This window comes from Butyrivibrio fibrisolvens (assembly GCF_037113525.1).
Taxonomy (GTDB): Bacteria; Bacillota; Clostridia; order Lachnospirales; family Lachnospiraceae; genus Butyrivibrio; species Butyrivibrio fibrisolvens.
On sequence record NZ_CP146963.1, the window covers coordinates 4,166,193 to 4,181,176 of the forward strand.

Consider the following 14,984-nt stretch of genomic DNA (forward strand, 5'->3'; position numbering starts at 1 on the left):
TCTTTGATCTCCATCACTTTACTTTTTGGTACCATAAAGCATTTTCGCCTATATACTGTTTTTGAATCCATCTTTTCAAGATGCGTCCGGAAACAATACCATTTATAAATGGTGGTAACAATAAATACATTAAATACCGAATCTTTATTGAAATAGTTGCATTAAAAAGCCTGTTTGTATATGAATCTTCCGTATAAAAAATGTTTTTCTTATAATAGCTTAAATATAATTTTTTCACAGGATGATTGCTATTGAAATACCAGGGTCTTATAAAAGAAGATCCACTAAAGTGAATAATAACAGGATTACTCATTGCATCAGACCAATCTTCTTTACTGTAATAATGCTTTTCATCCAGGCCATAAGCACTACATATAGACGAATATGTCTTATACATGAAATTGGGGCTTTGGACATTGTATTTTAGCGGTAATTTGCTTATCTTATCTCCCAACACAACATTTAACAGATCCTGATCCGGAAGCGGATACTTACTTCTAACATTTTGCAGATGATCAATAAGTAAATGTCCACATTTACTGCTTCTCCATCTATCAATATCAAATAAAATAATGCCGGAATTATAATAGCTACTATCCTGATTCATATCTAAAGATTTAATATACTCACGCTGAGTACAATCTACTACCATAGATATTACACAATCATCCGACATTTTAGTATTATATGCACTTTCCAAACTTGATAATATGAGAGTATCACAGTCAATATATAATGCTCTCTTCACACTTTCCGGTAATACAACGTCCATAAACAACCTTGAATATGCGGTAAAACTGTTTTTTCCTTCATAACTAAAGCCTACGGATGTTACCTTTTTTATACTCTCTGATATTGTTTTGACATCTATAAATAAAACTTTCCTATTATAGTTTTGCGCAATTATATTAAGCTTATTCTTATTAGTATCAGAAATCCCATCATCTAATATATAGACATCTATTACCTCTGTGCTTCTGTTATTTATAAACAGAGATTCCATTGAGACTCCTGCCAGATATGCATAATTATCATCTGTGGCATAAATAATATTCATTATCATCCTCTTCTAAATCAATTATTTATATATTTCTTAAAATCTAAAACAAAGAATTGATCCATTTTCCGTATTTAAATTCACTGCACTTATCAATGACATACGGGAAGATCAAGCAGAGTATAAAACATAATATGGACATTATTGGTGAACTCTTATCAAAAGATAAAAACATATAGATAATAATAAAGTGCAACACATAATATCTAATACTCGTTTTTCCAACATATCTCAAAAAATTGCCCAGAAAATCATTTAAACGAATTGTTTTTACAAGTTTAATCAGAATTGCTGATGAATATATTTCTAAAAGCTCTAGTAATAACAATTTATATCCTGGCTGCGCATTAACTTCGAATACCCAAAAACGTCCACTCATCTGTAAAACAATTATAGCTGCTGCCCATACAGCCGCATAAATTCCAAAATATTTATTTGTAACATTTCTTATCTGAAATCCTATCCACATTATAAATGAAAACAGAAATACTTTACCCACAGCAGTCGAAATGAACGTTCCTACTACAAATAATGAAATCCATATGACTGAGATGATTGTGTCTGAATGGATTAATTTCTTAAATAAAACGATCAGAAAATACCCCGCAGACAATTCGCCTAAGAACCATACAGAATTAAACGATTCAAAGAAATGATATCTTAACTCCCCTTTTAAAAGTAAAAAATGCACGCAACCTAATATCAATCCCCACAATATAAAAAGTCTGAATACGGAATACAACTTCTTCTTAACCAGCTGATCCAATGAGTATTTTTCAAATGAATATCTAAATAAGAATCCTGAAATAAAGAAAAATGTAGTGTTATGCAATGATACTAATATTAGCATTAACACATTTTCTGTTTTAGGTGCCAGCCATGCAAAATTCAAATGTGAAAAAATGACTAATATTTCAGCAAATCCTTTGGCTATATCTAAACTTGTATCTCTAGTATCTTGACTCATTAAACTCCTATTTCCCCCAATCAATCTTTTTTATTACTTTGTTTTATTTATTCGTATTATTTTTAAAATATCAAGCAATTCCCGTAGCTTTGGATTTTTAAACTGTAACATCAAAAACATAGTTAAAGAAACTATAAATGATAATATACCTTTGCACAAAAATCCTAATATCCCATCCATCGCAATCTTGGAAACAATTAAATACGATACTATTGTAGACAATATCGTTGTTAACGTATACATCAACAGCATTCCTATATATTGCCTTGGCGATCTTTCAAAATAATACTTAAAAATATAATGAATATCCGACGGGAGATTTATACAAACAATTGTTATGATCGTTGCAAATACAACACCACCAACTCCAAACGTCCTTACTAGGAGAACATTTAAAATCAGATTACTAATGGATTCTATAATTGAGATATATCTTCCTTTCCACCAGACTCCGGATGTTTCCCGTAGCATCCCCATACTATCTGACATACCATATGCAAATATATAGATGCAAAAAAGTATTACCATCGAAAATGGTAAAAGCGATTTTTTACCTACCCAAAGAGTTATAAAAGGCTGATATAAATTGATGGTACAACCGATCAATACTGTTAAAATAGCACACTGTATAAAAGTATATACCGTCAATACCCCATAATTTGAGTCCTTACTTTCTGTTGCCATTCCATTCCCTAACGAAGGTGTTACAGCTGTTCTAAGCAGGATAACAACATAAATCAGCAATTGCATAACCTGATAGTAATTTTGATATTTTGCAAGCCATACAAGACCCAAAAACGTTGAAATAACAACACTGTCAAAAGAATTCCTGGTAATCGTACGCAGCTTAGATAATGCAATTGCAAATACCTGCTTCTTAAAGCTTTTTATAAAACTGCTATCCGGCCATCCATATGCCTTATATTCCGGATAATGTCTTCGAGTTTCTCTAATAAGCCAAATTGCATATAATATATTACTTACCGACAAAAGAATTGTATATAAATAAAAATCTGTAAATACAACAAGAACGACAAGCTGACAAATATACATTATTCCAGCTGTAGTTCCGCCCATACGATTTAAAATATCACCTTTTTGATCCGCCTTAAATAGTGCTGCTCTATAGTGTCCTATAAAATATGGAATAGCAGAATTGATAATATAAATAAAATACACAAAATAAATATTTAGATCTGCCGGATAGCTCTTCCCATGAATAAGAGATGGAATTAATGGCATACAAGCAAGACCTATTAGTAAAATAAGAGTGCCCGCAAACAAATATAATCTTCGAAGCATATGAAGAATCGAACATATTCGTGCTTTGTTTTTCTCGTTTTGTTCAGCCATTGGCTTATACAAAAAATACGTCATAGCACTTTCAAATCCCAAATCCGAAAGATTGATAATCTGAAGTATTGACGTAAATAAGCTGCTTACACCCGCATATTCCATTCCTATAAATCGGATAATTGCAGTCCTGATCATAAAAGGAAATACTGAAGTAATCAGCATGGCGTAAGCAGACCAGATGAAATTTTGAAATGTAGATTGTATTCGTTTTTGTTTCATTTTTCGTCAACCATAAATTGTTAATACTCTAAAGAGTAATAAATACTTTTCTGTTTTTAGTCTGAACAATGTACTAATTATACACATTATAATAACTGATGATTCTCGCCCCAAACAGACAAGAATCATCACAAAGTAATCAGCTTTATATCACCTTATTTGCCATAATTATTATTGCTTATATTAAAATTCAGTTTTTTAGCAATGCCTAATATAAATATTTCAAAGCAAACATAATATAAATAAACAAAATGCAATAAAAATGACCAGTGTTTATACACTATAGCTAATCTAATACTATCAAGAATAGGCAATGGTATTATTGCTGCATATAAAACAAATAGATATTTTCTTTTCGTTAATATCTTAGTTCCACTTTCTCTAGAAGAGAATCCACTTTCCTGCTTATTAAAAAGATTATTAATTACTCTGAATTTCAGCTTAGAAAGGTATGTTTTAAATTTAGAGCTGCAGTTATGCATTGTATTATCGCCTCGAACAATACCGCAGGTATGAGTATCGCTGATGATCTGATCAAAAGCACTACATGTAAATTCTATGGAACTATACTTTTCCGGATACTTTTCTCTAATATAATCCAAAGACATGACACATGTTGCAGCATCTGCAAGTGGCAGAAGATCACCTTCATCAAATTGCATTATTGCATTCTTGCCATTTTCTTTGATCACATTCTTCTTATAAGTTTCATATTTACTGCTCTTAACCTTATAAATAAAATAAGAGAACGGATCTCCTAATGCATTTGAATAAACGGCAGAAACACCGCATAACTCTTTTCTTCCGTTACCAATCGTATCTGAAATAAGAACCTTCACATCGTATTGGTCTAGCAAGTCTTTTTTGTCCTGCAATTGGGTATCGTATGAAAACTCTTCATCAGAATCCATTCTCATGAGATATTTTCCAGTAGCTTTTTCAGCTCCTATTGCTTTCGCATACTCCGGCAGACGCTTTGGGTTGTCCAATATCACAGCACCATATTTTCTTGCTATTTCTAATGTCAGATCAGTAGATCCGCCATCTATTACTAATATTTCTAAATCGTTTTGATCGAATTTTTGGCTTCTTATTGATTTTAAAGTATATTCCAAAGTCCTTTCGGAATTGTAAGTAGGAATTACTATTGAAAAAAACGGTCTCATTAGTTTTATGTTTCTCCCTTTACTCAAATTAACACTATCACTCTTTGTCAGTAAGAATTACTTATAATTATTAAAACGTGTTTATTTCTTAACTACTCTACTACCTGGTACTTTTCGTCTAACCACCGAATGATAAACTTAACTAATCTAGTATTTATTATAAGTTTTGAAAATAAGAACTCATATATCCAAAAGATAATTGTTCCCAAGCATATAACAATCATTGTAATCAGTATCATTGCTATTATAAGGAGATTTTTCTCATACCAATAACTGATATGAAATACATTCTCCCAAATTTTAAAATCATCAAACCAATAAAAAACAGGAACAGTGTGAATAATATATATGGTTCCTGTAGCCCTTGCTATATCTGTTATCCTTTTATTACCTTCTACCCGACGGCTCTTAAACCACATAAACAATGCAAAAGAACAAAGAAATGCCGGTAAAGCTTCATAATGGTCACAATAATACTTGCCTATAGCTAGGATTTTTTCTCCTAAAAAGGGATTAGTATAACTTGTAATATTACCAATCAGCAACAACGCAACAATAAACAAATAGGCAATCACTGCTATGATCAGCCAATTATTATCATTTTTTATAAATCTCGCATTTGTCTTTTTACAGTATCCCATCAAAACAAATATGTACAGAAACCATATATACTCGCAAAACATAGGCTGTGTATACTCGATAGGAATTATCGTCGCAGAACCTATAATAAATACTGCTCCTATTATTAGCAACAGACGTATCGCTCTTATATTAAGAGAATCAAGCATTCTATTCAAAAAAGGAATCGTCAAGAGCAATAATAGATACTCACACATATACCATTGTGGTCTACCTATTATGGGCAGGAATGCTTGAATAAAAAACACTGCACTAAATGGAACTGCTAAAGATAGAAACATCAAGATTGTAATAAGTACATTTAAAACAAAGACCATAAACCATGTTGTTACAAATCTTTTTGCACTAAATTTTCTGCCAATCAAATACCAGGAACTGATCATGATAAAGCCATTAATAGCTGTTCTTTCGGCATTGCCAAATATCGTTTCAAATAAATAGTCACATAAGCCATCCTTTATGGACATATCCATAATAAAGGACTGGCTTTGCATATGGCCTATAATGATGAAAACGCAGAGGATGATTCTAAAAATATCAAGTCCGCCGTTTCTATTTGATGTTTTTGAATCTATTTGAATAGAGTCTTCCATTTTTAGCCTTACTTCCTAATAACTTTTCTTTTGTTTTTTATCCTATCCCAATAGAAGTTATTTGATCATAAATTCCAGATCAATAAGTTCTCATCTACACGCACCTGTTAATACTACCATATCCATTAGATACATTCCAAAATACATTTAAGGAAGCCTTTTTATATATACTATAAAATTAGGTCACCAACTAATATTTCCAAGCGGCTAACATTATCCAAAAACAGCAATCATGTTCTTTAACTATATTATCTTGGTGTGAGCAGCACCAAGTATCAAAAGGTTGGGACTTCTATAGAAAATGAAGACTCAAAGATCATTTTCTTGAAATTTAGCCTCCAAATATTATTACACTTTTTTCTCCTATTGTCAGGCAAGAATGTACAAGTTGAACAATAGATACAACCATTCCCACCAACTTATCTAATAATTCTCATGTACTCTAACTCTCCTTCTAAATCTCCAGATGTATTGTTTGAAATAATTCTATATCTCATTTTAACGGAAGGCTTTTCATGTTTTGGTAACCTCAATGCTATTATCTTTCCAAGCCATTTCTTTTCTGTTGCTCTTAAGTTATCTATTGAAAAAGAATATCTATTATCACTATCAGGGGTAGCAATATATCGCTTCATGGCATATTCGTATTCCTTATTCTCTATGTTTACAGGAAATCCTTGCAAGACAGCAGAACTATAGAAAGGTCTTTCCTGATCATAATTCAAAAGTTTGTTATTATCATACTTAATATCAATATCATCTTGCAAATAGAATAAGTCTCGTGGGAATCCATCCTGATATATTACAGAAGCGACTTCTCTAAGCATAGGATTAATGAATTCAACAGAAGGAATTATTGGCTCGCAATTACCATACACCTCTACGGTCACTTCCAAATCCTCATCCAGTTCAGAAGAATTGTTTTCGATTGCAAGGGGAAATAATAAAACATCCTCAAATGTTTTAAGATACAAATCAAGTTCCTGTAGTTGTGTCAGTTCACTTGTTAACTCATTTATCTTCTCATACTTCTTTTTTTCATCATCAGTTCCTTTTTTAGAGGCTCTCTTCTCCCAACTAATGGATTAACAGGAGTAACCCTTTGTATTCGAAGATTTCCAAGATTAAAAAAGGATTTATCAAAGTACCCTTCTGAAATGTCAAGATATTTATGTGCGAGTTCCTTTATTTCATCTTGATCTGAATCGCTAATCCGACAACTTATCATGTTATCGTCATCTTTGAAAGAGAGTATTTTCTGAAGATTTTTTATTGGATCTTCCTGAATATCTTCCTTAAGCCACTCAAGATTATGTCCTTCGTCACTTATGGTTAGTTGATATTCCTTTATCCTATGTATTAGTTCTATTGCCTTATTCTTATGCTTTTCATTATATTCATCAATCCGACAATTTCGAGTCACATCGTATGCAACTAGATCCGCATCTATTCGCTTATTATCAGGGTTATAAGTTCCAATTATATGATACGCTTTGCCTTTCTTAGGCCTTCCACCCTGATTTGCCAATTCTAAAATCGTGTCAACTATAATCCCCCTAAGCTCTTTCTTGACCCTTTCTCTGCATTCTTTTTTATTTCTCATTCCATTTTTATCATCATCAAGTGAATACGATGTAACTCTCTGATGATCAAGGTCAAATGGAAGTTGTTCTATTCTACCAAAGTCAGCATTTAGAAAGCAGATTACTTTTTCCCATCCCAAACACCTTACAGCATATCCAAGTTCAATAAGCACATTAGGATTTGGTGTGTATTTAATTTGCTTTTTTTTACTATCCATTAGCAGTACATTTGCAGTACCATAATCACGTTTTACCGCATCATCCTCTGTAAAGTCTTCTTGCCTTATTCCATACCCGTTTACGATACTCACATCTGCAATAAAAAGGTCACACTCGTCTATCTTTTCAAATATCGTTTGCATGATATTCGGAGATCCTGTTTTACCTTGTGTATCACGATCAGCAACAATTTCAATACCTTCCACAACAAGATTACAATTCTCCACTGCTTCCTTTATGCACTCGTTAATAAACCATTTTGTCTTATTCCCAGGCAAATCTGACTGCCATGAATAAAAGACCTTAAACTGCTTCATTGTCCAAAACCTTTCTTGCAAATTTTTAATCAAGGATTAACATTGTGAAAGTCAAATCTCTAGAAAATTATTCTTGTTTTCAAAAGTTTGTTCTACTCATCTTATAATTTTATTAAAAACCGGTATTCTCTCCCATACCAATGATAACCCAAAACTTACCAGATAAACAATCACTGTCCATAAAGGTCTTCCAATGAGGAAATGTCCCTGGTCAGGCATTACGCCACAAGCTCTGATGAAATTTATGACCGTCCAATGAAGAACAAAGATGGCTATACCATTTTCACCCATATGGGAAATAAGATTCTTAACTCTATCGTTCTTAATATTCCATTTTGAAACTACGACACCAAAGAAGCAGAAAGTCGGAACACAGATTATAAGTTCACAAAATCCTACATATGCCACTTCATTTGCAGCCAGGGCAGGTATAAATTCTCTGATCAGGATATTTAGAACAAGTCCTGCAACAGCTGCAAAAAACAATAGCCATTTATTAAAGTGTTCTAAAGCAGGAAAAACATACTTATAAAGCCAATGTCCTAATACAAAGATCAGGGGGATTCCAAATGGAAAATATTCAACCATCTGCCTAACTATATGGGATGTAATAAATGATGTGACTGGGATTGCCTTTAGTATTGGAACGATTACAGAAAAGACGAAACTTAGTAGCAGAAAATATTCCTCTTTTTTCCTATCCTGACAAATATCATAAAGAAACGGATATATGATATATATGCCAATCATGCTATATAAAAACATGTTGTCATTGCCTTGGAAGTCATCAAATATCTCTACCGGAAATGGATGTTTGTAAACAATACATCCTGTAACTGCTACAGCAACCATTAGTGCAACGATTAGCACAAGTCTTATTACGATTGCAGCAACAAGCCTGGGAATACGGGATGTCCATATTCTCTTAATGTTGGGCTTTTTATCAAGCAATAACATTCCACTCATAAGAAAGAAATATGTTACGCATCCATGAAGAGGAAGTCCTGTTATTTCAATCATCTTCCTGTCAAAATCAGGAAGATCATCCCAGCTAAAGCATGAGCAGACATGTATGCTGACAACTTTAAGCATTGCAAATATTCTTAGAAGATCTAACCATAATATTCTGTTTTTTTGGCTTTTAACGTTTTCCATTTATTACTGCCTTTTTTAATTCTTTTATCTTATAATCTTTTCAAAATCATCCTTGCCATGCTTACAGATCGGGCAGATGAAGTCATCCGGGAGATCCTCGCCTACATACTCATATCCGCAGATAGTACAGCGCCATACAGTCTCACCTTTTGGTGTTGTGCCTACAGGCTGTGGCTTTGGTTTTATATTGTTCTGATAATACTCATATGTACAGGAGGTAGCATCAGATAGAACTGTCATAAAGACAGGTTCACAGATAAATAGAGTATGTGAACCAAGGTCCATTTCTTTATCTACTTTTAGTGAGAAATAGGCATTGGTGCCTGCTGTGATATATGGGATACCATTATCTGCTATCTCATAGGCCGGAACGCCTGAATCCTTAGCAAATTTATCTACTGTTTTTCCAGATTGGAATCCAAAATGTTTGAACAGGGCAAAATCTGCTTCATTACTGATGACTGATATATTGCATGCTCCTGTTTCTTTGACCATATCATGGGTTAGATTAGCCTTATTTATGGCTATGGATATTCTGTTTGGATCTGATGCTATCTGGGCTGCGGTGTTGATGATACAGCCGTTTTTCTTTTCACCTGATACTGCTGTGCAGACAAAGAGTCCGTAAGATAACTTGTACATTGCTTTGGGGTTGAGTTCTTTGGGATTCATGCAGTAGTCTCCTTTCTTGAGATAACAACATTTCCATTAATTCCTTGTACTATTAGACGACAGATTTATCTACTTAAATATAGCCGCAACTCCATCTTATTATCAAAATTGTACCATATTTCATCCAAAAGTAATTTCCAACAACTCAATCGCCGCTTCTTTGCTTTTTACCCTCATTAAGTTATCATCTGCTTTAGCTCGAGAAAGAAGGTTCATGCTTCCGTACCAGACAATTTCATCATCAATGATAGCAAAGTGTTCATGCATGTGTTCTTTAAGATGTACATTTATAGCATTATCTCGCAGCAGCCTAACAAGCAGCCTTGTATCTTCAATCTTCTCTTCTGGATACCCTTCCGGATCAAGGGTAACTATTGTAAGCTTAACGCCACTTTCATGTCTTTGCTTAATCAATCTTATAAAAGCATTTACTTTAGAATGATTTAATCCAGGGCTGGAAATAACTATTTCTTTATTTGCCTCTAGCAGATCCTTTTCATAAACAGTCTCATAAGTATTCATATCAAAAATAGAGCCTGTACTTTGTTTTTTCAAAATTATATTGTTGCAGATCTCGTACCCTATCTTCTTATACGTTCTTAGGCGTTTATGATACATTTTTTCAAGAACACGAATATGAGAATCTACGTAATCGTAGATGATCACTTCTGTTTTGCCTTTATAATCTCTGTGCAAGCGCCCAGCAAATTGCTCTATATTACCTTCAGCTGCTGCAGGCATAGCAAGCATCATAGTATCAAGTCTTGGAAAATTAAAGCCTTCGCCAACATACTTATCTATTGCAACAAGAATGACAGATTCATTCTCTGGTGCTGACCGCATTTGCGCTCTCATCTCATCTTTCTCTTTTCTGTTGCCTCCTCCTTGAAGAAGATACACATGGTCTGCTTTTCCTTGGAGTTTCTGGTACAGAAGCTGTGCATGTTCTTTATATTTGGTCAAAACAAGAGGAGTTCTTCCATTTTGGATGCAGCTTTCAACATCAGAGATGATCTGCTCGTTTCTCACATCGGATTCTACAACAGCTCTGTTAGCTTCTGTTATCTTTAGATCAATAGGACTAACCAGTCTTGTAAAACGAGGATATACGTAATGAGCAATACCTTGTTTCTGCGCTCTTTCCTTAGCGGTGTATCTGAACCTGATAGGTCCAAATTGCATGAATACTTTCTTTTCAAGACCATCTTCTCTTTTGGGAGTTGCAGTTAATCCATAAACATATCTTGCTTTCGCAGCACCTATTACATCTTCAACAGTCTGAGCTGCACCATGGTGACACTCATCCATGATCACCATTCCATAGTTTTCAATGATTGGATCAATATCATCGCCTTTGCCAAGAGATGAAAAGATTGCAACGTCAACAATACCGGTCATTGAATTATGCCCGGCATAGAGCTTGCCTATCAGGCTTTTTCTCTTTCTTACACGACCTGTTTTAGTTTTATATTCAGGTAGTTCAGCTTTTAAATCCAGGAATTTCTCTAAATCTTCTATCCAGTTCTTCTGTATCTCTGTATTATGAACAAGGATCAAAGTGTTAGTTTTCCGTTGGGCTATCATGTATGCACCGACAACCGTTTTTCCAAAAGATGTTGTAGCTGCAAGAACTCCGTTGTCATGTTCAAGTATGGCTGTGGCAGCTCTCATCTGTTCTTCATAGAGCTCGCCATTAAAAGTGACATCTAAATGTGTTCCTTCGCACCTATTATCCGTTAGAGAAAAAGATATATCTGCAATCTTAATCTTTTCGATTAATGAATCCAGAAGCGCTCTCGGAATGCATATATATCCGCCTTCATCCTGACCGCAATAGATAATTCTTGGGATTCCTTTAGTTGAAAATCCCATACGTGATTTCTTATAAAATTCCGAATTGCTAAACGCAGCCATGCGCCTTATGGCATTCTGCATTCTTTTTGCCATATCCTTGGTATTTATATAGATCCTATCTGATATGACAATTTCAATATTAGAAGGTGCATCTTCTTTATGGAATAAGAGTTGTCTCTTTTCCCATGGCTTTGGTTTTGAATCATCATTATTATCATCATCAAAATCATCGCATAGTGCACCTAATACGCCTTCTTTACACCATTCTTTGATCTTGTCTTCAATAAATGTATTGGGGATCCTTTTGACGCTCTTCAAGCACTCCCACTGATCATGATAAGCATTCCAGTTCTTATCAATAAATGCACTATTGCCATTCTGTAATGCCAGCCCCTGTAATGGAAGAGCTATAAGGTTACCCAGTCCGGGCTTACCTGTTTTCGAATTTATGGGAATATGATCCTGAGCAGGAAGCATTCTGTCATAATGTAAGCGCTAAGTTTTCCGGTGGTAACGCATGCCACCCCAACTAATTATTAGGTACAAGGGCATAACGCCCATAAAAATATACCCCGATTACTATGATTTCAGTAATCGGAGCACCTTGACAATTCACATATGATAAAGATTACATTGAATCAAAGATGGCATTTTGCTGCTGAATGTAAAGCTTATCCAACGCTTCTTTACACTCAGGATTCCATGGAGAAAGTTTTTCCAGTTCTTCATCACTCAAATCCGATGTTGGACACTTGGTAAGGAGTAGTTTTAGATAAAGATATACATCTACTCCGTTTGCTTTTGCTGTTTCTACCATGGAATAGGTTAGAGCACTTGCGTTGGCACCTTTGGTACTGTCAGAGAACAACCAGTTCTTACGTCCTGTAACAAAAGCCTTACATGATCTTTCGGAAGTATTGTTGTTAAAACTGCAACCTCCATCCTCAAGATATGTTTCAAGATATGGTCTTCTGTTTTGGATATATACTATAGCCTTGTGGAATCTTGTATTTGGGGACGGTTTTTGATCATCTACCCAATTCCAGAATCCTTCAAGAACTGGTTTTTCTTTCTCGATACGATATTCCTTTATGGCATCATAAGTAACGCCCTTCTTTTCATGGATTTTTCGTTCCATATCGAAGAGCCTGTCTATATATACCAGTCCCTGTACAGCAGGTTGGGCAAGATCATACTGCTGGCCTTTAGGAATGGCATCTATCAGATAGCGTCGTATATGCGACCAACATGAAGTCCGCGTACAGTCTTTCAACTTGTTGTACCCGCTGTAACCATCTGTCATCAGATAACCATGAAAACCATCAAGGAAATCTTTTGCAGTATCACCGGCACGAGTTGGTGAGTAATGGAACAATACTATCTGTTCCTTATCAAACTCCCCCGAACGGAATACCCACATGTACGACTTGGATTCAGCTCTTCTTCCGGGTTCTTTAAGGACCTGAACGGGAGTTTCGTCTGCCATTGCATATCTGCCTGAAACAAGTTTTCTTCTGAAGTACTCAGCCATAGGTGTAAAGAACTCTTCAGCATTTTTGGTAATCCAGCTTGCGATTGTTCCACGGCAGATTTCTGCTCCATACATCTTGAAATCTTTTTCCTGTCTATATAGTGGAAGGCTGTTAACGTACTTCTGATACATTACCCAGGCAACAGTTCCTGCTGATGCCATACCATGAAGCATGTGTGGATGTCCATCTCGACCTTTTACGATGTATGGAATTTCTGCATTTACTTTGCAGTTAGGGCAGCCGTAGCTGATGCTGTAATACTCGATTATCTTTATGGCAGGCTTTATGATCTCGATTTCTCTGCGTACAAACTCTTCACCTATCTTTTCGAGGGGAGTACCACAGACTTCGCATTTTCGCTGATCTTCCGGAACATCAAGATAAACCTTCTGTGTCGGAAGGTTAGCAAACTTATCTGCCATAGTGGTTTTCTTTTTACGTGTATGCTGCTCAACAGAGATGAATTCCTGTTCTTCCGGATCATCATCAGATGCAAGAGTTTCTGCTTCATCAAAAAGGCTTAACTGTCCTTCGATATCATCACGCTTTTCACTGGACTTTCCAAAAAGCTTTTTGGTCAGATAGTCTATCTGTTCGCGAAGCCTTTGCTCTTCCGCCAGATGCTCAGCTTCACGCTTATTAGCAGCCTCAATGAGTGAATTGAGATTCCCGATAGTATTATTTAATTCTTTGATGTTGTCTTTCAGCTCTATAAGCTGAAGATCTTTGGAATCTCTTGCCACTTAAAGCCTCCTTAAGTCTGATACATAGATTTTATCAGACATTAAGAGCAATTAATATCGTCAAATATGCCAAAGTACAAGAAAATTTGACCTCGTATTAATCCATTTAAGGGGCTTTGGAGAAAACTGCACAAAAAGCAGAACCGAAATTTCAAGAAGCTCTGATGGCCTTAGGCTGTTCGATATCGATGCCTGAAAGAAGCCAGTCAAACTCACGCCAGGTAAGATTTCTAACTTCATCTTTATTTCTGGGCCAGCGATATCTGCCTTGCGTAACAGAAAGCCTCTTGTAAAGGAGAACAAATCCATCAGACTCCCACATGAGTATCTTCAGACGGTCTGCTCGTCTTCCACAAAAAAGAAAAAGCGCACTGCTTCTTGGATCCATGTGAAGCTTATCTTCAACGATAGCACATAACCCGTCAATGGATTTTCGCATATCTGTATAGCCACAGACGATGTATATCTCATCTGCAGCTGTTATATCGCCGATCATGAAAGACTCCTCAAGACTGAGAGTGTCTTAGAAACAAGATCCGGATCAGCTCCGTTACAAAGAGAAACTCTTGCTCCACCAATCTCGATTTCTATCATATGTGAATTGTCAATGTGCGGCACCACTTTAGGAATATATTCCTCTGGTGGTTCGATATCTGAAACGATATCTACTTTGACCACATCCTGCTTAGAGCAGGTCAGGTCGTGTATATCATCATGCGGACATCGCATTGGAGATGGTACTTCATATGCCTTCTGGCGAAGCCGCTTGATAGCACTATAAAAGGTATTTTTATTAATACCATTGATCTGACACCATTGATCATCGGTCAAACCACTCTGACGACATTCAGTAACAATACGGAACCAATCGTCAAGAGACTTGTAACTTGTTAATGAATCTGACATCTTAAA

The 14,984-nt window shown here is 35.2% G+C and carries 13 protein-coding genes; all 13 read right to left on the bottom strand.

Annotated elements, in window-relative coordinates; translation table 11 throughout:
• Positions 1 to 13: 13 nt before the first annotated feature.
• The 13 genes from WAA20_RS17750 to WAA20_RS17810 all read right to left on the bottom strand — a co-directional run bounded on the left by WAA20_RS17750 (position 14) and on the right by WAA20_RS17810 (position 14,978).
• Positions 14 to 1,057, bottom strand: coding sequence for a glycosyltransferase family 8 protein (locus WAA20_RS17750; RefSeq protein WP_073390086.1), 1,044 nt, complete (start codon positions 1,055 to 1,057; stop codon positions 14 to 16).
• 43 nt (positions 1,058 to 1,100) lie between these two features.
• Positions 1,101 to 2,024, bottom strand: coding sequence for an acyltransferase family protein (locus WAA20_RS17755; RefSeq protein ID WP_073390087.1), 924 nt, complete (start codon positions 2,022 to 2,024; stop codon positions 1,101 to 1,103).
• 33 nt (positions 2,025 to 2,057) lie between these two features.
• On the bottom strand, positions 2,058 to 3,515 hold the full coding sequence (locus WAA20_RS17760) for a hypothetical protein (RefSeq protein WP_338801703.1): 1,458 nt from the start codon (positions 3,513 to 3,515) through the stop codon (positions 2,058 to 2,060).
• A 239-nt stretch (positions 3,516 to 3,754) separates the two neighbouring features.
• Positions 3,755 to 4,765, bottom strand: a complete 1,011-nt coding sequence (locus tag WAA20_RS17765) for a glycosyltransferase family 2 protein (protein WP_073390091.1) — start codon at positions 4,763 to 4,765, stop codon at positions 3,755 to 3,757.
• Between the two features lie 92 nt (positions 4,766 to 4,857).
• Complete coding sequence (locus tag WAA20_RS17770) at positions 4,858 to 5,997, bottom strand: acyltransferase family protein (protein ID WP_073390092.1); 1,140 nt, start codon at positions 5,995 to 5,997, stop codon at positions 4,858 to 4,860.
• Positions 5,998 to 6,416: 419 nt separating this feature from the next.
• Positions 6,417 to 6,971: a hypothetical protein gene (locus WAA20_RS17775; RefSeq protein WP_073390094.1), complete on the bottom strand. Its 555-nt coding sequence runs from the start codon at positions 6,969 to 6,971 to the stop codon at positions 6,417 to 6,419.
• 41 nt (positions 6,972 to 7,012) lie between these two features.
• The gene (locus tag WAA20_RS17780) at positions 7,013 to 8,116 is read right to left on the bottom strand and encodes a hypothetical protein (RefSeq protein WP_073390095.1); all 1,104 of its coding nucleotides are present in this window, start codon (positions 8,114 to 8,116) and stop codon (positions 7,013 to 7,015) included.
• Between the two features lie 96 nt (positions 8,117 to 8,212).
• Positions 8,213 to 9,271: an acyltransferase gene (locus WAA20_RS17785; protein WP_073390097.1), complete on the bottom strand. Its 1,059-nt coding sequence runs from the start codon at positions 9,269 to 9,271 to the stop codon at positions 8,213 to 8,215.
• A 24-nt stretch (positions 9,272 to 9,295) separates the two neighbouring features.
• Positions 9,296 to 9,943 carry a flavin reductase gene (locus WAA20_RS17790; protein ID WP_338801705.1) on the bottom strand — a complete coding sequence of 216 codons (648 nt, stop codon included), beginning with the start codon at positions 9,941 to 9,943 and terminating at the stop codon, positions 9,296 to 9,298.
• 120 nt (positions 9,944 to 10,063) lie between these two features.
• Positions 10,064 to 12,274 carry a DEAD/DEAH box helicase family protein gene (locus WAA20_RS17795; RefSeq protein ID WP_081374001.1) on the bottom strand — a complete coding sequence of 737 codons (2,211 nt, stop codon included), beginning with the start codon at positions 12,272 to 12,274 and terminating at the stop codon, positions 10,064 to 10,066.
• 151 nt (positions 12,275 to 12,425) lie between these two features.
• Positions 12,426 to 14,072 carry an IS66 family transposase gene (locus tag WAA20_RS17800; RefSeq protein ID WP_338801708.1) on the bottom strand — a complete coding sequence of 549 codons (1,647 nt, stop codon included), beginning with the start codon at positions 14,070 to 14,072 and terminating at the stop codon, positions 12,426 to 12,428.
• Positions 14,073 to 14,223: 151 nt separating this feature from the next.
• Positions 14,224 to 14,568, bottom strand: a complete 345-nt coding sequence (gene tnpB / locus WAA20_RS17805; protein WP_110072105.1) for an IS66 family insertion sequence element accessory protein TnpB — start codon at positions 14,566 to 14,568, stop codon at positions 14,224 to 14,226.
• On the bottom strand, positions 14,565 to 14,978 hold the full coding sequence (locus WAA20_RS17810; RefSeq protein ID WP_110072106.1) for a hypothetical protein: 414 nt from the start codon (positions 14,976 to 14,978) through the stop codon (positions 14,565 to 14,567). The genes tnpB and WAA20_RS17810 overlap by 4 nt, the downstream gene beginning before the upstream one ends.
• Positions 14,979 to 14,984: the final 6 nt, after the last annotated feature.